Below are 19,601 nucleotides of genomic sequence, written 5' to 3'. Positions count from 1 at the left end.
GTAGGGCAGTAGGGCAGTAGGGCAGTAGGGCAGTAGGGCAGTAGGGCAGTAGGGCAGTAGGGCAGTAGGGCAGTAGGTATTGTCTTCCCTACTCCCTTACTGCCCTATTCCCCTATTCCCTTCAAATTATGCTGCCAGATCGCGCAGCACATATTGCAGGATGCCGCCGTTCTTGAAGTAGTCGAGTTCGTCCAGCGTATCGATGCGGCAGATGATCGGAATGTTCTTCACCGTGCCGTCGCCATAAGTGATCTTCGCGATCATCTTCTGACGCGGTTTGATGGCGCTCAGTCCGTCGATTTCGACCAGTTCGTCGCCCTTGAGGTTGAGCGAGGCCCATGAGGTGCCCTCCTCGAAGACGAAGGGGATGACCCCCATGCCGACCAGGTTCGAGCGGTGGATGCGCTCGAAGGACTGAGCGATGACGGCGCGAACACCCAACAGGTTGGTGCCCTTGGCCGCCCAGTCGCGCGACGAGCCGTTGCCGTATTCGACACCGGCGAAGATGACCAGCGGCACGCCTTCCTTCTTGTACTCCATGGCGGCGTCGTAGATCGATTTCTCTTCCTTCGACGGATAGTGGATCGTGTAGCCGCCTTCGCGGCCGTTCTCGCCCAGCATGTGGTTGCGGATGCGGATGTTGGCGAAGGTGCCGCGCATCATCACCTCGTGATTGCCGCGCCGCGTGCCGTACTGGTTGAAGTCGGCGACGCCGACGCCATGGTCGGTAAGATACTTGCCGGCCGGAGAGGCCGCCTTGATCGAGCCGGCCGGAGAGATGTGGTCGGTGGTGATCTTGTCGCCGAACAGCCCGAGCACGCGGGCGCCCTTGATGTCGCCGATCCTGCCGAAGCCCGATGTCATGCCAGCGAAGTAGGGCGGGTTCTGCACATAGGTCGAATTGTTGTCCCAGGAATAGGTCTGGCCTTCCGGCGCCTTGACGTTCTGCCAGTATTCGTCGCCCTTGAAGACGTCGGCATATTTGCGGGCGAACAGTTCGCGCGTCACGTTCTTCTCGATGAACTCCTGGATCTCGACCGAGCTCGGCCAGATGTCCCTGAGGTAGACCGGGTTGCCGTCGCGGTCCTCGCCGAGCGGTTCGGTGGTCAGATCCTTGGTCACGGTCCCGGCCAGTGCGTGGGCGACGACCAGCGGCGGCGAAGCGAGGTAGTTCGCCTGCACGTCGGGCGAGACGCGGCCTTCGAAATTGCGGTTGCCGGAAAGCACCGCGGCAGCAATCAAGCCCTTGTCGTTGATGGTTCTGGAGATCGGCGCCGGCAACGGGCCGGAATTGCCGATGCAGGTGGTGCAGCCGAAGCCGACCAGATTGAAGCCGATCTGGTCCAGTTCCTTCTGCAGGCCGGATTTCTCCAGATATTCGGCGACGACCTGGCTGCCCGGCGCCAGCGATGTCTTGACCCACGGCTTCTGCTTGAGCCCGAGCCGGTTGGCGTTGCGTGCCAGCAACCCGGCGCCGATCAGCACGCTCGGGTTCGACGTGTTGGTGCAGGAGGTGATGGCGGCAATGACGACGTCGCCATGGCCAAGGTCGTAGTCGGTGCCCTCGACGGCATAGCGCTTGTCGATTTCGACCGCCTTCTTGTATTCGGTTTCCATCGCCTTGACAAAGCCGGCCGGAATGCCTTCAAGCGCGACCCGGCCCTCTGGACGCTTGGGGCCGGCCATCGACGGCACGACACTGCCGAGATCGAGCTCGAGCAGGTCGGTGAAGACCGGATCGGCCGACCCGGTATCGCGCCACATGCCTTGCGCCTTGGCGTATGCCTCGACCAGCGCGATGCGGTTTTCCTCGCGGCCGGACATGGTGAGATAGCGGATAGTTTCGCCATCGACCGGAAAGAAGCCGCAGGTCGCGCCATATTCGGGCGCCATGTTGCCGATGGTGGCGCGGTCGGCCAGCGTCATGTTGGACAGACCCGGACCGAAGAATTCGACGAACTTGCCGACGACGCCCTTCTTGCGCAGCATCTGGGTGACGGTGAGCACGAGATCGGTGGCGGTGACGCCTTCCCTGAGCCTGCCGGTGAGCCGGAAGCCGATGACTTCGGGCAACAGCATGGAGACGGGCTGGCCAAGCATCGCGGCCTCGGCCTCGATGCCGCCGACGCCCCAGCCGAGCACGCCAAGGCCGTTGATCATGGTGGTGTGCGAATCGGTGCCGACGCAGGTGTCGGGATAGGCGGTGGTTTCGCCGCCTTCAGTGTTGGTCCATACGACCTGGCCGAGATATTCGAGATTGACCTGGTGGCAGATGCCGGTGCCGGGCGGCACGACGCGGAAGTTGCGGAAGGCCTGCTGGCCCCATTTCAGGAATTTGTAGCGTTCCTCGTTGCGCTCGTATTCAAGCTCGACATTCCTGGCGAAAGCCAGCGGCGTGCCGAACTCATCGACGATGACCGAGTGGTCGATGACCAGGTCGACCGGCACCAGCGGATTGATCTTTTGCGGGTCGCCGCCGAGCGAGGCCATGGCATCGCGCATGGCGGCCAGGTCGACCACGGCCGGAACGCCGGTGAAATCCTGCATCAGCACGCGGGCCGGGCGATAGGCGATCTCGACCCCGGCGGTGCCCCTGTCGGTCAGCCAGCCGGCAACCGCCTGGATGCTCTCCTTGGTGACCGAACGGCCGTCCTCGTTGCGCAGCAGGTTCTCCAGCAGCACCTTCATCGAATATGGCAACTGGGCGATGCCGGTGAGGCCGTTCTTCTCGGCCTCGACGAGGTCGTAATAAACATAGTCGGAGCCGCCCGCGGTCAGCGTGCGGCGGCAATTGAAACTATCGAGGGATTTTGACACGTGCGATCCGTCCTTGTCTGTTCAGCCTGAAAGGGAACGGACGCCGATGGCATGCAATCACGCGCAAAGGTGCGGGTACGGCCATTTCCGCTGTCCGTTCCCAGCCAACCCGAGCCGTTCAAGGCGGCGCGTGCGCTGGTTCGGCGCTAATTCGCTTCCCGTGCCGACCGCTGGCACGGATGCCCCGCATATAGAGAATTTCCTGGAATAGTTCTAGACAGTCGAACGGCTATTTTGTGCGATGCGGCAGCTGCCGTGGCGCGATGTTTTCGGGACGGGCATGGAATGCGGCTGATCGCCGAAAATCTGGGCGGCGAACGCGGCGGCGAGGCGGTTTTTTCCGGCATCAACTTTGCCCTTGGCAAAGGCCAGGCGCTGATCGTCACCGGGCCGAACGGCGCGGGGAAATCGACGCTGCTCAGGATAGTTGCCGGGCTGCTGCCGGTGGCGGCAGGCCGTTTGCTTGTCGAAGCTGGCGGTGAGGATTTTCCGTCGGTCGCCTCGGCCTGCCACTATCTCGGCCACCATAACGCGATGAAGACGGCGCTGAGCGTGGCGGAAAATCTGCGCTTCTGGCGCGATTTTTCGGGCGCGGATTTTTTGAGCGCCGAAGAGGCGCTGGCAATGGTCGGGCTTGACGGTATCGGCCATCTGCCGTTCGGCTATCTCTCAACCGGGCAACGCCGCCGCGCGGCGATCGCAAAACTGCTGGTCAGCCGGCGGCCGCTGTGGCTGCTCGACGAGCCGACGGCCGGGCTGGACAAGGCTTCGGAAGAGCGATTCGGCCGGCTGATGCGGGAGCATCTGGACGAGGGCGGAATCATTATTGCGGCGACGCATCTGCCACTGGGGTTGGAGGGGGCACAGGAATTGAGGATGACCGGTTGATGTCGGCGTTCCCGCCTGGGCAAGGGCGTCTCACACCATGCTAGCCCTCTTCCTGCGCGATATTCGCCTGAGTATCCGGGCCGGCGGCGGGGCGCTGACCGGCGTGATCTTCTTTCTCGCGGTGATCGCCACGATCCCCTTCGGCGTCGGGCCGGACCTCAATCTGCTTGCCCGCATCGGCCCGGCGATCCTGTGGATCGGCGCCTTGCTGGCTTGCCTGCTCGGTCTCGACCGATTGTTCCAGGCCGACCGGGAAGACGGCTCGCTCGATCTGCTGGTGCTCGGCGACGACCGGCAGATGCTGGCGCTGACCGTGCTGACGAAATGCCTGGCGCATTGGGCAGGAAGCGTGCTGCCGCTGGTCATCGCCGCACCCCTGCTCGGCCTGTTCATGAACATGGAGCCGATCGGCATCGGCGCCACGGCGCTGACCCTTCTGGTCGGCACGCCGGCGATTACCTTCATCGGCGCTGCCGGTGCGGCGGTGGCGGTGGCGCTGCCGCGCGGCGGGCTGCTGATCTCGGTGCTGGTGCTGCCGCTGACCATCCCGGTGCTGATCTTCGGCGTCTCGGCAAGCTATGGCGCGGTGGCGAACCCTGATCCGTTTCTGCAGCCTTTCCTCATTCTTGCCGCGCTGACCTTGTTTCTTGCCGTGCTGGGGCCGGTTGCGGCAGCGTTGGCGCTGCGCCATGGAACCGACTGATTTGGCCGGCCATCGTTGGTGATTACAGGGCGTCAAAGGCTGCGGCGCTGCTGTCGATTGCGAAGCCGATGGCGCAGGGTTAAAGGAAGGCATGTTGGAACGAAGCGAAATGGTCCGGCTGAAAGGTTTTGCACCGGAGGAGCGACCCCTATGAGCGCGCATGCGCTCTATGTGACCGCTGCCTATGCTATCACGGCCGTGGTGCTGGCCGGGCTGATCGGCTGGATCCTGCTCGACCAGCGTGCACGCAGACGAGACCTCGCCGAGCTGGAAGCGTCCGGCGTGCGGCGGCGCTCCGACAAGGCGGGGAAATCATGAGCATGGAGACGGAAACGCCGGCGCGCTCACGCCGCCTGATCGTGCTGTTGCCGCTGCTGATTTTCCTCGGGCTGGCGGGGCTGTTCCTGACGCAGCTGCTGTCCGGCCGCGACACTTCGGAAGTGCCATCGGCGCTGATCGGCCTGCCGGCGCCGCAGACCAATCTGCCGGCGCTGGAGGGCATGAATTTGCCGGGGCTCGATTCCAGGCAGTTCGCCGGCAAGGTCACGCTCGTCAACGTCTTCGCGTCGTGGTGCGGGCCGTGCCGCGACGAACATCCGCTGCTGCTGGCGCTGTCGCAGGACAAGCGCTTCGTCATCGCCGCCCTCAACTACAAGGACCAGCCGGAAAACGCTCGCCGGTTCCTCGGCGATCTCGGCAACCCGTTCCAGGCGATCGGCGTCGACACGGCAGGGCGCGCGGCGATCGACTGGGGGGTCTACGGCGTGCCGGAAACCTTCGTCGTCGGCAAGGACGGCAAGATCGCCTACAAGCACGTCGGCCCGCTGACGCCGGGCTCAGCACAAGCGCTGCTGCTGCCGGAGATCGAGAAGGCGCTGGCAGCACCCGGCTGATGGCCCCGCCGTTTCGTCATCCTTGGGTCTTCACTCCGCTTTGCGTCGTTACGCCCAAGGATTACCAACGTGATAGGTCGACCGAAGATTCAGCCGTAGACCTGCTTGTGGACCTGGTAGAGCATTTCGCTGCGGTCGGCGCGCATGTCGGCCAGATCGCGGCTGGAAAAGGAGTCGATTTCGGCGATGAGGCGGTTGTATTGCCGGCGCTTGGCGATGCTGGTGCGAGCGCGGCTCATGAGGCTGTCGAGAATCATAGCGAGGTTCCTTCTGTGCCGCATTGTTGCGGCAGGTTGTTCCTCCCTGATCGATACACAGCATGACATAGTTATGGTGCAGCGCAAAAAGAAGATGTTGCAATGCACCATTGCGCTGGGCGCAGAGCCGGTTAACGGCGCATGGGCCCGTTCTTCCATCCGTCAGTCGAACAAGGGCCGCATTGCCTGTCCCGATACACGATCTTGCCATATTGATCGCCGGCTGGCTTGATCGCGCCGGCACCAACGATTTGCATGACCCGGGAGAAAACCATGGCCGAAGACTACGAAATTCTCGATCCACGCTTTGCGCGGCTGTTCAACGGCAACGCACAGGTGGACAAGCTGTTCACCGGATGCCGGTGGGCGGAAGGGCCGGCCTGGTTTGCGGCCGGCCGTTATGTGGTCTGGTCCGACATTCCCAACAACCGCATGCTGCGCTACGACGAGACCGACGGCAGCGTCAGCGTGTTCCGGCAGCCGTCGGGCAATTCCAATGGCAACACCGTCGACCGGCAGGGCCGGCTGGTCACTTGCGAGCATTCGGGCCGCCGCGTCAGCCGCACCGAGCATGACGGCTCGATCACCACCATCGCCGACAAATGGCGCGGCAAGCGGCTGAACTCGCCCAACGATGCGGTGGTCAAGTCCGATGGTTCGATCTGGTTCACCGACCCGACCTACGGCATCGATACGGACTATGAGGGCGACAAGGCCGAGAGCGAGATCGGCGCCTGCCATGTCTACCGGGCCGACCCCGGCACCGGCGAGATCGAAGCGGTGATCACCGACATGGTCAGGCCCAACGGGCTTGCCTTCTCGCTCGACGAGAGCAAGCTCTATGTCGTCGATACCGGCCGCACGCATGGCGCGCAGAATCCGGCGCATATGCGGGTGTTCGATGTCGACGGGGCCGGCAAGAAGGTCTCAGGCGGAAAGGTCTTCGCCGATTGCACGGCCGGCCTGTTCGATGGTTTCAGGCTCGATGACCAGGGCCGGATCTGGACCAGTGCCGCCGATGGCATCCATTGCTACGATCCGGACGGGACGCTGATCGGCAAGATCAAGGTGCCGGAAGTCGTCGCCAATTGCGTGTTCGGCGGCAACAAGCTGAACTGCCTCTACATCGCCGGCACGACCTCGCTCTACATGGTCCGGCTGATGGTCAACGGCGCAAAGATATTTTGAGCGGCCGCGGGGTTTTCGAAGAGGTCGCTGCGCGCGACTGGTTCGGCGGCGAGACCAATGTCGAGACGTTGAGACGGAAGGAAGTTTGCGAGAGGCTGCGGGACAGCGCCCCCTCTGCCCTGCCGGGCATCTCCCCACGTGGGGGGAGATCGGCAGCTTTGTCGCCGACGCCCTTAGCGTTCGCTCCGCTCCGGGACAACGAAAGCACGGTGGCCGCCGCTTAACGCGACCGGATGAAATCGGCGAAGGCCGAAATGGCGTTGTGCATTGCCAGTTGGCTTGCCGGCTCCGATAGGATTTTGTCCACCTCCGGTGGCCTCTTGCCGAGCAGGGCGATTTCGAGCGCGGTGTCTTCAAAAAGCGCGAAAGACATGGTGCGCATGATCTCGGCCAGAGCCGCGCGGGCAAACAGCGAGCGCGGCGAGGCGTGCACCAGCATGGTCGGCTTGGCGACAGCGGCGTCGCGCGACACCAGCCAGTCGAGCGCGTTCTTCAGCCCGCCCGGCACGCCATGGGCATATTCAGGGCAGGAGACGATCACACCGTCAGCGGCGGTGACCGCGTCGATCAGCGCGGATGCTTGCGGTGGCGTCCGCTCGCCTTCGTCATCCGGATTGAAAATCGGCAAGCGGCCTAGCCCGTCATAGACGATGACGCGGCAGCCAGTCGGCGCATTTTGCGCCAAACCCGCGGTCAACGCCGAATTGGTTGAGGCGGCGCGCAGGCTGCCAGAGATTGCAAGGATGTTGAGCAAAGGAATGGAGATCAGCTTGGACGATTCGTTGCCGGGCACACTACCACATGGTGTGTTTGTATTCTTCGTCCAGCCAGCGGTCGGTCGCCTCGGCCGAATCGGCGAGCGCCAGCTGGTCGCGCAGGATCTGGCCGGGCGTCGGCAGCGTCGCGCGGTCGTACCAGGTTTCCGGCTTCCACAGATCGGAGCGCATGAAAGCCTTGGCGCAATGCATGTAGGCGGCCTTGACCGTCACCAGGACGACGCTTTGCGGTTCCTTGCCGTCGACGGCGAGCCGCTCGCGCAGGCCCGCATCGACGGTGATGCGGGCGTCGCCATTGACGCGCAGCGTCTCGTTCATGCCCGGGATGAGGAAGAGCAGCCCGACCGAAGGGTTGAGAAGAATGTTCTCCAGCGTGTCGAGCCGGTTGTTGCCGGGCCGGTCGGGGATGGCAATGGTCTTCTCGTCGAGCACGGCGGCAAAGCCCGGCCTGTCGCCCTTCGGCGTCACATCGGCATTGCCGGCGCCGTCGGAGGAGCCGATCAGCACGAAGGGGCTTTTGCCGATGAAGGAACGGCTGTGGCCATCCAGCGCCTTCAGTTCCTTGCGGATCGAGCCGTCGGTCGGCCGAGGCGTCTTGTAGATCGTTCTCAGCTCTTCGCGCGTGGTGACGAATTCCATGCCGTCTCCTTGATCGTTACTTGCCGGGCTTCCCTTCTGTTCCGGTCTTGCCTTCAAGCGAATGGCGCATGATCAGCGGCATCTGGCTGAAGGTGAAGAGAAGGGTGATGGGCATGATGCCCCAGACCTTGAAGGTAACCCAGGCGTCAGTGGAAAAATTCCGCCAGACGACTTCGTTGACAAGGGCCAGGAACAGGAAAAACAGGCCCCAGCGGAAAGTGAGTTTCTTCCAGCCCTCGGCATCGAGGCTGAAGGCCGAATCGAAGACGTAGCCGAGCAGCGACTTGCCGAAAAACAGGCCGCCGAGCAGCACGCCGCCGAACAGCATGTTGACGATTGTCGGCTTCATCTTGATGAAGATGTCGTCCTGGAGGTAGAGCGTCAGCGCGCCGAAGACGAAGACGACGACGCCCGACACCATCGGCATGATCGGCAAGGTGCGGGTGAGCAGCCAGGACGCGGCCAGCGCGATCGCGGTCGCGGCCATGAACAGGCCCGTGGCGACGAAGATCGGTCCGCCGAATTCGGCCAGCACCGGAAATTTCTGCGACAGCCATGCGCCACGGGCGTTAGCGAAGAAGAACACCATCAACGGGCCGAGCTCCAGCACCAGCTTGAGCAGCGGATTGACGCCTTCCTTCTTCTGTTTCTGCGGGTCGGAGGGGTCGCGTTCGAGGATGCGCGGGTTCATAGGCTTTCCTTCTTGCGCATGATCCTGTCCAAAAAGTCTGCAACTTTTTGGGATCAAGCTTGTTATGCCACTCCAGCGATCGCCCTGGCGAACTCGCTTGCGGAGAATGGTTCGAGGTCGTCGACCTGTTCGCCGACGCCGATGAAATAAACCGGCAATTTGTGCTTTGCCGCAATCGCCACCAGAATACCGCCGCGTGCCGTGCCGTCCAGCTTGGTCATCACCAGGCCGTTGACGCCGGCGACATTGCGGAAGATCTCGACCTGGTTGAGCGCGTTCTGGCCTGTGGTGGCGTCGACCGTCTGCAGCACGGTGTGCGGCGCCTCCGGATCGAGCTTGCCCAGCACCCGGACGATCTTTTCGAGTTCTGCCATCAGCTCGGTCTTGTTCTGCAGCCGCCCGGCGGTGTCGATGATCAGCACGTCGGAGCCGGCTTGCCTGGCCTGTTCGAAGGCATCGTAGGCGAGGCCGGCGGCGTCGGCGCCAAGCTTCGAGGCGATGACCGGCGACCTGGTGCGCTCGCCCCAGATCTTCAATTGCTCGATCGCCGCGGCACGGAACGTGTCGCCGGCGGCGAGCATCACCGACAGGCCGCCGTCGGTCAGCTTTGCCGCCAGCTTGCCGATGGTCGTGGTCTTGCCGGTGCCGTTGACGCCGACGACAAGGATGACATGCGGCTTGTGGCTGAGGTCGAGCTCCAGCGGCAAGGCGACATGGGTCAGCACCTTCTCCACCTCGGTCGCCATGATGGCGCGCACTTCCGTCTCGGAGACGTCCTTGCCGTAGCGGCTGGCAGCCAGCGAATCGGTGATGCGCAAAGCCGTCTCCATGCCGAGATCGGCGCGGATCAGCACGTCCTCCAGATCCTGCAGCGTGTCCTCGTCGAGCTTGCGCTTGGTGAAGACGCCGGCGATGTTGCCCGACAGTTCCCGGGAAGAGCGGGCGAGCCCCTCCTTCATGCGCTGGAACCACGAGCGTTTCGGCGCCGGTTCCGGCGCCTTCTGCGGCTCGGCTCTCTGCTCGACCTTCTTGGTGACGGTGACCTTGCCGGGAGCCGGCTTTGGCTCCGGTGGCGGTTGCGGAACGGGCTCGCGCTTTACCTCCCCATCGAGGGGAGGGTGGGGCGCTGGAATGGCTTCAGGTTCGGGCGCAATCTCCGCAAGGACCGGCTTTGCCTCGACTGGCGCCGGCTGGCGAATGGGGGGCGGGATTTCGGCCGCCGGCGCCTCAGGCTCGGGCGCAGTTAAGGGGGCCCCGGCTGGCGGTGCGGCATCTTGCGCAGGTCCGCGCTGCCCCTCACCATTACCCTCTCCCCGCAAGGAACGGGGAGAGGGGGGCGTCAGCGCAGGCGCTTCTTCTTTGCCGCTTTCAAAAGGAGGCTCGGCGGGACGATCAGCACGCTTCTCCCCGTCACTATACGGGGAGAAGGTGCCGGCAGGCGGATGAGGGGCAGCGTCACGTTCGGATGACGGACCCTCAGTCTGGACGATCTCAGGCTGCGTCAGCGTTGGCTCAGGAATTTCCTCCGGCTCTGGCTCCGGAGGAGACTCGACGGGAGCCGCCGGAATCTCCTCTGGCGCCGGCTCCTCGGCAGGCGGCTGCAACTCCTCTACCGGAGCAGGTTCCGGCTGGATTTCAGGCTCGGGCGGAATGGTCGGAGCGGGCTCGGCCTCTTCAACAGGCGCCGGCTTCAGCGCCTCGAGCGCGTCCCATTTGATCGGCGGCAGCGGTGCGGTCTCGTCGATCCGCTCCTCGACCACCTCCTTCTTGCCGAACGAAAATATCTTCTTGAAAAAACCAGCCATGTTCTTGCGTCTCAGGCGGCGCGGGCGGCAAGCGGCGCCGCGATCAGCCGCGCGCCGTCATCGCCGGCGATATCAGCCTCGACGATTTCGCCCGGCGCGCCGGCGGAGATCGCGGCGAGCGTAAACCCTTCGGTGCGGCCGAGCCCGTCGCGCTCGACCAGGATCGACTGGCGTGTTCCGGCGAGCGAGGAAAGGTGGCTGCGATAGGCGGCGTCACCGGCGGCGCGCAGCCGTGCCGCACGCTGCTTGACCAGTTCGCGGCGAAGCTGCGGCATGCGCGCGGCGGGGGTGCCTTCGCGCGGCGAAAACGGAAAGACGTGGAGATGCGTCAGCCCGCATTCCTCGACGATCTCCAGCGATTTTTCGAACATGGCGTCCGTCTCGGTCGGGAAGCCGGCGATGATGTCGGCGCCGAAGACGATGCCGGGACGCAATTTGCGCAAATCCTGGCAAAAACGGATCGACTGATCCCGGTTGTGCCGGCGCTTCATCCGTTTCAGGATCATGTCGTCACCGGACTGCAGCGACAGATGCAGATGCGGCATCAGCCGAGGCTCGGTGGCGATGGCGTCGAGCAGATCGTCGTCAGCCTCGATCGAATCGATCGAGGAAAGGCGCAGGCGTTTCACGTCAGGCACCTGCTTCAGGATTGTCTTGACCAATTTGCCGAGCTTCGGGCTGCCCGGCAGGTCGGCGCCGAAACTGGTCATGTCGACGCCGGTCAGCACGATCTCGGCATAGCCATTGCCGCTCAGCCGCTTGACCTGCTCGACCACGGCGCCCATCGGCACCGAGCGCGAATTGCCGCGGCCATAGGGGATGATGCAGAAGGTGCAGCGATGGTCGCAGCCGTTCTGAACCTGGACGAACGCCCGCGCCCGGCCTTCGATGGCGTCGACCATGTGGCCGGCCGTCTCGCGCACCGAAAAGATATCGTTGACGCGAGCCTTCTCGGTGTCGTTGACGCCGAAATCCGGCAGCGCGCGATAGGAATGCGCCTTCAGCTTTTCCTCATTGCCAAGGACGAGATCGACCTCGTCCATGGCGACGAAATTCTGCGGCTCGGTCTGCGCGGCGCAGCCGGTGATGATGATGCGGGCCTGCGGGTTCTCGCGGCGGGCCTTGCGGATCGACTGTTTTGCCTGGCGCACCGCCTCGCCGGTGACGGCGCAGGTGTTGAAGATGATGGCGCCGCCTTCCAGCGCGCCAAGGCCGGCGCTTTCCGCCTCTCGCCGCATCACCTCGGATTCGTAGGTGTTCAGCCGGCAGCCGAAGGTGACGACGTCAACACTTTTGGGAAGAGCGGGACCCTTCTTGGCAAGAGGAGCCATCAGGCGGCGCTTTCGGTGTCGCGGGCCCACACGCCGGTCGCCGGGTCGAAGCTGCCGGAAAATTCCCATTCGGCGGCACCGGTGAGGATGACGTGGTCGTCGCCGCGCCACTCGACATGCAAGGAGCCGCCTCCGGGCGTCACCAGAGAGACGCTGCGTCCGGTCCGCCTGGTGCGCGCGGCAGCGACGACGGCGGCACAAGCCGCCGTGCCGCAGGCCTTGGTCAGGCCGGCGCCGCGCTCCCAGGTGCGGATGACCATCGTCTCGGACGAGGTCACCCGCGCGATGGTGATGTTGGCCCGTTCGGGGAAGATCGGGTGGTTTTCGAGCAGCGGACCGAAGCGGTCGAGCTCATAGGACCAGACGTCGCGGTCGACCCAGAAGATGGCGTGCGGATTGCCCATCGACACCACCGAGGGCGAGTGCAGCACCGGCGCGTCGATCGGGCCGACCTGCAGCTCGATCATGCGGGTATCGCGGAATTCCTCGGCGAGTGGAATATCCTGCCAGCCGAAATGCGGCTTGCCCATGTCGACAGAGATCAGCCCGTCGGCATGTTCTTCGGCGTTGAGGATGCCGGCGACGGTCTCGAAGGCGAATGTCTTCTGGCCGGTCTCGGCGGCAAGTGCCTGCACCACGCAGCGCATGCCGTTGCCGCAGGCCTGCGCGCCGGTTCCGTCGGAATTCAGGATGTCGATGAAAAAGGCAGTGCCCGGCGTTCTGGCGTCGTGAATCGCCATGATCTGATCGAATTTCGTCGCGGCATCGGCATTGAGCGCAAGGGCGGCAGCCGGCGCCACCCGGTCGGCGCGACCACGCATGTCGGCAACGATGATTTCGTTGCCGATGCCGTTCATCTTGGCGAAGGGGGCAGTGCTTGCCATGGATCGAAAGGTCTCATGCCGGTTTGGCGCCTATATGGCGGATAGCGGCCGGAATTACCAGTGCGAGACGCCAGCGCGCCGTGCGTCGACTTGGACGCACAAAGTACGCTCTGACATTTTTAAACCTGCGCATCGTGCTTCCTGAAAATCGATTCCGATTTTCGGGCGGATGCGGCTAAAGCGCGTCACGTTTGAGCCGATTCATGCAACGCGCTTTAGGTTCTTGTTTTATCCATGTAGTTATCGCAATACCGCTACGCACTTTTGCGCGACATGCATTACGCCACCGCCAAGACGCCAAGCATGACCAGCAGGAAGATGATCAACACAATGCCGATGAGAATGCGGGCGCCGGTGGCGGCGGCTCCGGCCAATGCCGGCATGCCGAGCAGGCTGGCCGCGGCCGCGATTATCAGAAGAATGACAATCCATTTGATCATGGGAAATCCCTCGCAGCCGACGGTTGTGGACGACTACCAACGCGGTTGCGACGTCCCGGTTCCCCTGGGGGCCTCTGGGGGGCCGGGTCGCCAGCCTAGAGCGCCGGCACGTCCCAGACTTCGCCGGGACGCAGGGCGCGAAAGCGTTCTTGCGGGACACCTTGATCGTCGAGGGCCTCGCCAAGCTTTCTTGCCGGCTCGTCGATCGGCTCGTTGGTGAGCCGGAACGTGCCCCAATGGCAGCCGGCGGCATAGGCGGCGTTGCACAACAGCATGCCTTGCACCGCCTCCTCCGGGTTCTGATGGTGTGGCGCCATGAACCAGCGCGGCTCGTAGGCGCCGATCGGCAGGATGGCGAGGCGGAAGCCGCCGTGCCTTGCGGCCATCAGCCGGTAGTTGATGCCATCGTGGAAACCGGTGTCGCCGGCGAAATAGACCTTTCCGCCCGGCGTCTCGATCACAAAGCCCGCCCACAGCGCCATGCGCCGGTCGCGGGTGCCGCGCGCCGACCAGTGGTGCACCGGCTCGACATGGATGGCGACGTCGTTGCCGATCTCGACCCGTTCGCCCCAGTCATGCACGGAAAGCCGCATGCCGGGAACGCCGACATCGATGATGGCGTCGTTGCCGAGCGGCGTCAGCACCAGCGGGTCGTGCTTTGTCTTCAGCCGCTTCAGCGTGGCGAGGTCGAGATGATCGTAGTGGTTGTGGCTGACCAGCACGAGGTCGATCGGCGGCAGTTTGGAGAAGGCGATGCCCGGCGGATTGACCCGTTTCGGCCCGGCAAAGGGGAGCGGCGAGGCCCGCTGCGACCAGACCGGGTCGGTAAGGATGTTCAGGCCGGCTGTCTGGATGAGCAGCGAGGAATGGCCGACCATGGTCAGCCTCAGCCCGGAGCCGTCGATCCGCTTGGCCGGTGTCGCCTGATGAAACGGACTCGGATCCGCCGTCGGCCATTTCGAGCGCTCGCCGCCCAGCTGCCACTTCAAAAGATCGGAAAAGCGGGCAGGCGGCTTGCCGTTGGGATTGAAGAACAAGGCGCCGTCGAAATGATCGCTGGGCGGCCCGCTATAGTAGCGGTTGGCCGCCCTTTTTCTCGCAGCCAAGATTTCGCCTCCGGCAAGGTTCGGTTTCATCAGAGATAGGACCGAAGCGGGCTGGCGCAAGCATTTGGCGGCCGGACACCAGGGGCAGGCCTGTCCAGGCAAACCGCTGCGCAGCCTCGGCTCAGACCCCAGGACAGGTTTTCGGGCGGCACGCATTTGTGGCAAAGTTGCAACAGGTGCCGCCGCAAATGCTATTTTAACCATACAGGGTTGAAATTTTGCCACCTTCTCCGTCTTGGTAAAGGGGATATTGTGCGGACGGCAGCCCAGCCGGATCCGACGGAGGTTTGAAATGAATTTTTCGAAAACCGGTCTGCTGGCCGTATCGCTGGCCGCGCTCTTTGCGAGCGGCTGTTCAACGTCAAGGTTCTCGCCGATGGACCAGCAGCCGGCGCCGCTGCAAGCCGCGCCCTCCGGCAAGGTGACCGCAAACCAGCTGCCGCCGCCGGCGTCGCCCGGCACCGCCGACCCGTCGAAATTTCCGACGGCGCCGCAAGGTCCTCAGGTCGCCTCGCTGCCGCCGGACGGAACGGCTCCGGCCGGAGCCCCGGATCTTACCGCAAGCAGCGTCGCCGGCGTGTGGAAGGCCAGCGTGTCCGGCCAGAGCTGCCAGGTGGCGACGCCGCAGACCAAATTCGGCTCCGGCTATCGGGCTGGACCGCTGCATTGCCCGGCACCGATCGACGGCATCAAATCCTGGAACGTCGCCGGCAAGCAGTTGACGCTGTACGACGCGAATGGCGGCACGCTGGCACGGCTCTACTCCTCGGGCGGAGAGAAATTCGACGGCCAGACTTCCAACGGCCTGCCGATCTCGCTTACAAGAGGCTGACCCGCCCGCCCCTATTGTTTTTACGCGATTCCGAAAACCGCTACACGCTTTTCCCGGAATTGCTCTCTTTTGTTTTTACGCAATTCCGGACAGAAAACCGCTACACACTTTTCTTGGAATTGCTCCGGAACGACGTGACCGATGCATCTGCGCGACGGCCTTCAGACCCATGCGACCGTCCGGCAGCGTTACGACCATTGGGTCGATACGGGCGTGATCGACCGCGATCCGGCGCAGGAGCGGGTCGTCGCGGCACTCGACCGGCTGATCGACGAGATTTCGGCAAAACGGCTGGCGCACAAATCGAGCGCGCTGGGCTGGCTGTTCGCTCGCAAGCGCGAGACGCGCGAGGCCGTCAAGGGGCTCTATATCCACGGCGGCGTCGGCCGCGGCAAGACCATGCTGATGGACATGTTCGTCGAGCTGGTGCCGGTCCGGCGCAAACGGCGTGTGCATTTCAACGACTTCATGGCCGATGTGCAGGACCGCATCCAGAAGCACCGGCAGGCGCGTAAAGAGGGCACCGTCAGGGAAGACGACCCGATCGCGCCGGTGGCCCGCGCGCTGGCCGAGGAAGCCTGGGTGCTGTGCTTCGACGAGTTTTCCGTCACCGACATCGCCGACGCGATGATCCTGTCGCGGCTGTTCTCGGCGCTGTTTGCCAACGGCGTCGTGCTGGTCGCCACATCCAATGTCGCGCCGCAGGATCTCTACGGCGACGGCTTGAACCGCAAGCTTTTCCTGCCCTTCATCGCCATCCTGGAGCGGCATGCGCAGGTGATTGCCCTCGATGCCGACAAGGACTATCGGCTGGACAAGCTCAGCCGCCTGCCGGTCTATGTCACCCCTGCCGATGCCGCCGCCGATGCGGTCCTCGACGAGGCCTGGAACGTGATGACGCATGGCAGGCCGACGCAGGCAGCGGCCCTGACGGTGAAGGGCCGGCAGGTCGTCGTGCCGCGCGCCGCCGGCGACGCAGCGCGGTTTTCCTTTGCCGATCTCTGCGAAAACCCGCTCGGCGCCCGCGATTTCCTGGCGATTGCCGGCCGCTTCTCGACCGTCTTCATTGATCATGTGCCGGTGCTTGGCGAAGGCATGCGCAACGAGGCAAAGCGCTTCATCCTGCTGATCGACACGCTCTACGACCATCATGTGCGGCTGGTGGTGAGCGCCGCCGCGCCGCCAGCGGAGCTTTATACGGCCAGGCGCGGCAACGAGGTCTTCGAGTTCGAGCGCACCGCGTCGCGGCTGATCGAAATGCAGAGCCACGAATGGCTGGAAGACTGGATGGAGAGGCAGAAGGCGACGCTGACCGAAGCGCAGCAGGCTCGAGCCTGAAGATAGTCTCCGGAAGGTCGCGATCCTTCGCGCCCCCCGCTGTCCCGCGGCAATGGCCTGATGAGACAAAACAATCCAGCCTGACCGGTTCATCGAACACATCTTCGGCGACCCGCATCACAAGGGCGTCATCGCCGAGAAACAGCCTTCTTGTTTCCATCTTCATTGCGTAACTTCCCAAGTCGGCTCAATTTTTTTGACGTTTACGTAAATCCCAACCCATCTAACCGATTGAAAACTCTCACTCCAAAATAATCGTTTGAATATTCTATGCGCCGGGGCTATTGGGTGCGGCGAAATCTTCGCGGCTTCCCGCCGCATTCCGGCCTCCTTCCTCGACGCCGTCATCCAATTCGTTAAGGGATTTGGGCGCCGTCACAGTCTAAAGGGAAAACATCCTGACATGGCACGCAACAAGATAGCGCTCATCGGCTCGGGCATGATCGGCGGCACGCTCGCCCACATGATCGGCCTCAAGGATCTCGGCGATGTTGTGCTGTTCGATATCGCCGAGGGCATCCCGCAAGGCAAAGGGCTGGATATCGCGCAGTCGTCGCCGGTCGATGGGTTCGATTCCAGGCTGACCGGCGTCAATGATTATGCCGGCATCGAGGGTGCCGACGTCTGCATCGTCACCGCCGGCGTGCCGCGCAAGCCGGGCATGAGCCGCGACGACCTTTTGGGCATCAATCTGAAGGTCATGGAGCAGGTTGGCGCGGGTCTCAAGAAATACGCGCCGAAAGCCTTCGTCATTTGCATCACCAACCCGCTCGACGCCATGGTCTGGGCGCTGCAGAAGTTCTCCGGCCTGCCGAAGAGCCATGTCGTCGGCATGGCCGGCGTGCTCGACAGTTCGCGCTTTCGCTATTTCCTGGCCGAGGAATTCAAGGTGTCGGTCGAGGATGTCACCGCCTTCGTGCTCGGCGGCCATGGCGATTCCATGGTGCCGATGATCCGCTATTCGACGGTCGCCGGCATCCCGCTGCCCGACCTCATCAAGATGGGCTGGACCTCGAAGGAAAAGCTCGACCAGATCGTGCAGCGCACCCGCGACGGCGGCGCCGAGATCGTCGGCCTGCTCAAGACCGGCTCGGCCTTCTACGCACCGGCCGCCTCGGCGATCGCCATGGCCGAAGCCTATCTCAAGGACAAGAAGCGCGTGCTGCCCTGTGCTGCGCATCTCTCCGGCCAGTATGGTGTCAAGAACACCTATGTCGGCGTGCCGGTGGTGATCGGCGCCGGCGGCGTCGAGCGCGTCATCGAGATCGAGCTCGGCAAGGCCGAGCAGAAGATGTTCGACAATTCGGTGGCGGCGGTGCAGGGCCTGTGCGAGGCTTGCGTCAAGATCGCTCCGCAACTCGCCGCCAAGTGATCCCCCAGCAGCTGATCTGGAGACAACGCGCATGAACATCCATGAATATCAGGGCAAGGCGCTGCTGAAGGGCTTTGGCGCACCGGTGGCCGAAGGCGTGCCGGTGTTTAGGGCAAGCGAGGCGGAAGCCGCCGCCAGGGCACTGCCCGGCCCGCTCTATGTGGTGAAAAGCCAGATCCATGCCGGCGGCCGCGGCAAGGGCAAGTTCAGGGAGCTTGGCCCCGACGCCAAGGGCGGCGTCAGGCTGGCGAAATCGGTGGCCGAGGTCGTCGCCAACGCCAAGGAAATGCTTGGCCACACGCTGGTCACCAAGCAGACCGGCCCCTCGGGCAAGCAGGTCAACCGCCTCTACATCGAGGACGGCGCCGACATCGAGCGCGAGCTCTATCTGTCGCTGCTGGTCGATCGCTCCGTCGGCCGCAACGCTTTCGTCGTTTCGACCGAGGGCGGCATGGACATAGAGGCGGTCGCCCACGACACGCCGGAAAAGATCATCACCGTCGCCATCGACCCGGAAAAAGGTGTGACGGCGGATGATTTGAAAGAACTCAACGGCGCGCTGAAGCTCGACGGCGACGCCGCCAAGGACGGCGAGACGTTGTTCCCGATCCTCTACAAAGCCTTCGTCGAGAAGGACATGAGCCTGCTCGAAGTCAACCCGCTGATCGTCATGAAGAATGGCCGGCTGCGCGTGCTCGACGCAAAAGTGTCGTTCGACAACAACGCGCTGTTCCGCCATCCCGACGTGATGGAGCTGCGCGACATCACCGAAGAGGACGAGAAGGAGATCGAGGCGTCGAAATACGACCTCGCCTACGTCGCGCTCGACGGCAATATCGGCTGCATGGTCAACGGCGCCGGCCTCGCCATGGCGACGATGGATATCATCAAGCTCTACGGCGCCGAGCCCGCCAACTTCCTCGACGTCGGCGGCGGTGCGTCGAAGGAGAAGGTGACGGCGGCGTTCAAGATCATCACCAAGGACCCGGCGGTCAAAGGCATCCTGATCAACATCTTCGGCGGCATCATGAAGTGCGACATCATTGCCGAGGGCGTCATTGCGGCGGTCAAGGAAGTCGGCCTGCAGGTGCCGCTGGTGGTGCGGCTGGAAGGCACCAATGCCGAGCTCGGCAAGAAGATCATCAACGACAGCGGGCTCAACGTCGTCTCGGCCGACGACCTAGACGACGCAGCCAAGAAAATCGTGGCGGCGGTGAAGGGCTGATCCGGTGCCTCCGCACAAGATAAACCTGGTCGAGGCGGCGGATCAGAAGATCAAAAAGGTCTTCGATCCGCATATCGCCGGCGACGTCAACGACGCCCAGGTCAAGATCGCCAAGTTCGGCGATGTCTTCGACTGGCATGCGCATGACAACGAGGACGAAGCGTTCCTGGTGCTGCGCGGCCGCATCGCCATCGATTTCCGCGACGGCACGGTGGAGCTTGGCAGCGGCGAGTTCATCGTCGTGCCGCGGTCCGTCGAGCACCGGCCGCGCTCGCTGAGCGAACAGCCGGTGGTGCTGATGTTCGAGCCGGCGACGACACTCAACACCGGCAACGCCAAAAGTGACCTTACCGTCGCCGATCTCAAGCGTCTCTGACCTGACGATGACCGCGTAGCCTTCCTCCATCAACGGTTTG

Annotated in this window: 20 protein-coding genes; 10 read left to right on the top strand and 10 right to left on the bottom strand. The window is 63.6% G+C overall.

Annotated elements, in window-relative coordinates:
* Positions 1–126: 126 nt before the first annotated feature.
* Positions 127–2,817, bottom strand: a complete 2,691-nt coding sequence (acnA, locus tag AC0L18_RS13205; protein ID WP_473492633.1) for an aconitate hydratase AcnA — start codon at positions 2,815–2,817, stop codon at positions 127–129.
* 285 nt (positions 2,818–3,102) lie between these two features.
* Between acnA and ccmA the strand changes: the two genes are divergently transcribed.
* The 4 genes from ccmA (at position 3,103) to AC0L18_RS13185 (ending at position 5,301) form a co-directional block, all read left to right on the top strand.
* Positions 3,103–3,705 (top strand): heme ABC exporter ATP-binding protein CcmA, encoded by a 603-nt coding sequence (gene ccmA / locus AC0L18_RS13200; protein ID WP_473492631.1) that lies wholly within the window; start codon positions 3,103–3,105, stop codon positions 3,703–3,705.
* A gap of 37 nt (positions 3,706–3,742) precedes the next feature.
* On the top strand, positions 3,743–4,408 hold the full coding sequence (gene ccmB, locus AC0L18_RS13195) for a heme exporter protein CcmB (protein ID WP_023803343.1): 666 nt from the start codon (positions 3,743–3,745) through the stop codon (positions 4,406–4,408).
* A 150-nt stretch (positions 4,409–4,558) separates the two neighbouring features.
* Entirely contained in the window at positions 4,559–4,726 is a 168-nt protein-coding gene (ccmD, locus tag AC0L18_RS13190; RefSeq protein WP_023803344.1) for a heme exporter protein CcmD, read from the top strand.
* The gene (locus tag AC0L18_RS13185; protein WP_023803345.1) at positions 4,723–5,301 is read left to right on the top strand and encodes a DsbE family thiol:disulfide interchange protein; all 579 of its coding nucleotides are present in this window, start codon (positions 4,723–4,725) and stop codon (positions 5,299–5,301) included. The genes ccmD and AC0L18_RS13185 overlap by 4 nt, the downstream gene beginning before the upstream one ends.
* Positions 5,302–5,390: 89 nt before the next feature.
* Here AC0L18_RS13185 and AC0L18_RS13180 read toward each other — a convergent pair whose 3' ends face one another.
* Positions 5,391–5,558, bottom strand: coding sequence for a hypothetical protein (locus tag AC0L18_RS13180; protein ID WP_023803346.1), 168 nt, complete (start codon positions 5,556–5,558; stop codon positions 5,391–5,393).
* A 273-nt stretch (positions 5,559–5,831) separates the two neighbouring features.
* On the opposite strand from AC0L18_RS13180, the gene AC0L18_RS13175 reads away from it, so the two are divergent.
* The gene (locus AC0L18_RS13175) at positions 5,832–6,746 is read left to right on the top strand and encodes an SMP-30/gluconolactonase/LRE family protein (protein ID WP_473492629.1); all 915 of its coding nucleotides are present in this window, start codon (positions 5,832–5,834) and stop codon (positions 6,744–6,746) included.
* A gap of 220 nt (positions 6,747–6,966) precedes the next feature.
* On the opposite strand, the gene AC0L18_RS13170 is transcribed toward AC0L18_RS13175, so the two are convergent.
* From AC0L18_RS13170 to AC0L18_RS13135, 8 genes are all read right to left on the bottom strand, one after another.
* Positions 6,967–7,500: an NADPH-dependent FMN reductase gene (locus AC0L18_RS13170; RefSeq protein WP_473492639.1), complete on the bottom strand. Its 534-nt coding sequence runs from the start codon at positions 7,498–7,500 to the stop codon at positions 6,967–6,969.
* A 40-nt stretch (positions 7,501–7,540) separates the two neighbouring features.
* A complete protein-coding gene (locus tag AC0L18_RS13165; RefSeq protein ID WP_473492627.1) occupies positions 7,541–8,161 on the bottom strand; it encodes a pyridoxamine 5'-phosphate oxidase family protein in 621 nt (206 codons plus the stop codon).
* Between the two features lie 16 nt (positions 8,162–8,177).
* On the bottom strand, positions 8,178–8,852 hold the full coding sequence (locus AC0L18_RS13160) for a septation protein A (protein ID WP_023803351.1): 675 nt from the start codon (positions 8,850–8,852) through the stop codon (positions 8,178–8,180).
* A gap of 62 nt (positions 8,853–8,914) precedes the next feature.
* Positions 8,915–10,657, bottom strand: a complete 1,743-nt coding sequence (ftsY, locus tag AC0L18_RS13155; RefSeq protein ID WP_473492626.1) for a signal recognition particle-docking protein FtsY — start codon at positions 10,655–10,657, stop codon at positions 8,915–8,917.
* An 11-nt stretch (positions 10,658–10,668) separates the two neighbouring features.
* Positions 10,669–11,988 carry a tRNA (N(6)-L-threonylcarbamoyladenosine(37)-C(2))-methylthiotransferase MtaB gene (gene mtaB, locus AC0L18_RS13150; RefSeq protein WP_473492625.1) on the bottom strand — a complete coding sequence of 440 codons (1,320 nt, stop codon included), beginning with the start codon at positions 11,986–11,988 and terminating at the stop codon, positions 10,669–10,671.
* On the bottom strand, positions 11,988–12,872 hold the full coding sequence (dapF, locus tag AC0L18_RS13145; protein WP_473492623.1) for a diaminopimelate epimerase: 885 nt from the start codon (positions 12,870–12,872) through the stop codon (positions 11,988–11,990). Before dapF ends, mtaB begins: the two co-directional genes overlap by 1 nt.
* 278 nt (positions 12,873–13,150) lie before the next feature.
* Entirely contained in the window at positions 13,151–13,312 is a 162-nt protein-coding gene (locus AC0L18_RS13140) for a DUF1328 family protein (protein WP_023803355.1), read from the bottom strand.
* A gap of 95 nt (positions 13,313–13,407) precedes the next feature.
* Positions 13,408–14,418: an MBL fold metallo-hydrolase gene (locus tag AC0L18_RS13135; RefSeq protein ID WP_473492622.1), complete on the bottom strand. Its 1,011-nt coding sequence runs from the start codon at positions 14,416–14,418 to the stop codon at positions 13,408–13,410.
* Between the two features lie 292 nt (positions 14,419–14,710).
* On the opposite strand from AC0L18_RS13135, the gene AC0L18_RS13130 reads away from it, so the two are divergent.
* The 5 genes from AC0L18_RS13130 (at position 14,711) to AC0L18_RS13110 (ending at position 19,561) form a co-directional block, all read left to right on the top strand.
* Positions 14,711–15,250: a protease inhibitor Inh/omp19 family protein gene (locus AC0L18_RS13130; protein WP_473492621.1), complete on the top strand. Its 540-nt coding sequence runs from the start codon at positions 14,711–14,713 to the stop codon at positions 15,248–15,250.
* 141 nt (positions 15,251–15,391) lie between these two features.
* Positions 15,392–16,588: a cell division protein ZapE gene (gene zapE / locus AC0L18_RS13125; RefSeq protein WP_473492620.1), complete on the top strand. Its 1,197-nt coding sequence runs from the start codon at positions 15,392–15,394 to the stop codon at positions 16,586–16,588.
* A 403-nt stretch (positions 16,589–16,991) separates the two neighbouring features.
* Positions 16,992–17,960 carry a malate dehydrogenase gene (mdh, locus tag AC0L18_RS13120; RefSeq protein WP_027153710.1) on the top strand — a complete coding sequence of 323 codons (969 nt, stop codon included), beginning with the start codon at positions 16,992–16,994 and terminating at the stop codon, positions 17,958–17,960.
* A 31-nt stretch (positions 17,961–17,991) separates the two neighbouring features.
* The gene (sucC, locus tag AC0L18_RS13115) at positions 17,992–19,185 is read left to right on the top strand and encodes an ADP-forming succinate--CoA ligase subunit beta (RefSeq protein ID WP_473492619.1); all 1,194 of its coding nucleotides are present in this window, start codon (positions 17,992–17,994) and stop codon (positions 19,183–19,185) included.
* A gap of 4 nt (positions 19,186–19,189) precedes the next feature.
* Positions 19,190–19,561, top strand: a complete 372-nt coding sequence (locus tag AC0L18_RS13110; protein WP_473492617.1) for a cupin domain-containing protein — start codon at positions 19,190–19,192, stop codon at positions 19,559–19,561.
* Positions 19,562–19,601: the final 40 nt, after the last annotated feature.

Source organism: Mesorhizobium sp. WSM4819 (assembly GCF_055811215.1).
Note: the sequence above shows the minus strand (reverse complement) of the source record. Positions and strands in the feature narration are given on the sequence as shown.

Excerpts from the sequence above, each read along its gene's own strand:
- AC0L18_RS13160 (WP_023803351.1), bottom strand. The coding sequence starts at position 8,852 with ATGAACCCGCGCATCCTCGAACGCGACCCCTCCGACCCGCAGAAACAG.
- AC0L18_RS13165 (WP_473492627.1), bottom strand. The coding sequence starts at position 8,161 with ATGGAATTCGTCACCACGCGCGAAGAGCTGAGAACGATCTACAAGACG.
- mdh (WP_027153710.1), top strand. The coding sequence starts at position 16,992 with ATGGCACGCAACAAGATAGCGCTCATCGGCTCGGGCATGATCGGCGGC.
- ftsY (WP_473492626.1), bottom strand. The coding sequence starts at position 10,657 with ATGGCTGGTTTTTTCAAGAAGATATTTTCGTTCGGCAAGAAGGAGGTG.
- AC0L18_RS13180 (WP_023803346.1), bottom strand. The coding sequence starts at position 5,558 with ATGATTCTCGACAGCCTCATGAGCCGCGCTCGCACCAGCATCGCCAAG.
- ccmD (WP_023803344.1), top strand. The coding sequence starts at position 4,559 with ATGAGCGCGCATGCGCTCTATGTGACCGCTGCCTATGCTATCACGGCC.
- AC0L18_RS13175 (WP_473492629.1), top strand. The coding sequence starts at position 5,832 with ATGGCCGAAGACTACGAAATTCTCGATCCACGCTTTGCGCGGCTGTTC.
- dapF (WP_473492623.1), bottom strand. The coding sequence starts at position 12,872 with ATGGCAAGCACTGCCCCCTTCGCCAAGATGAACGGCATCGGCAACGAA.
- ccmB (WP_023803343.1), top strand. The coding sequence starts at position 3,743 with ATGCTAGCCCTCTTCCTGCGCGATATTCGCCTGAGTATCCGGGCCGGC.
- zapE (WP_473492620.1), top strand. The coding sequence starts at position 15,392 with ATGCATCTGCGCGACGGCCTTCAGACCCATGCGACCGTCCGGCAGCGT.
- AC0L18_RS13130 (WP_473492621.1), top strand. The coding sequence starts at position 14,711 with ATGAATTTTTCGAAAACCGGTCTGCTGGCCGTATCGCTGGCCGCGCTC.
- AC0L18_RS13140 (WP_023803355.1), bottom strand. The coding sequence starts at position 13,312 with ATGATCAAATGGATTGTCATTCTTCTGATAATCGCGGCCGCGGCCAGC.
- sucC (WP_473492619.1), top strand. The coding sequence starts at position 17,992 with ATGAACATCCATGAATATCAGGGCAAGGCGCTGCTGAAGGGCTTTGGC.
- AC0L18_RS13185 (WP_023803345.1), top strand. The coding sequence starts at position 4,723 with ATGAGCATGGAGACGGAAACGCCGGCGCGCTCACGCCGCCTGATCGTG.
- mtaB (WP_473492625.1), bottom strand. The coding sequence starts at position 11,988 with ATGGCTCCTCTTGCCAAGAAGGGTCCCGCTCTTCCCAAAAGTGTTGAC.
- ccmA (WP_473492631.1), top strand. The coding sequence starts at position 3,103 with ATGCGGCTGATCGCCGAAAATCTGGGCGGCGAACGCGGCGGCGAGGCG.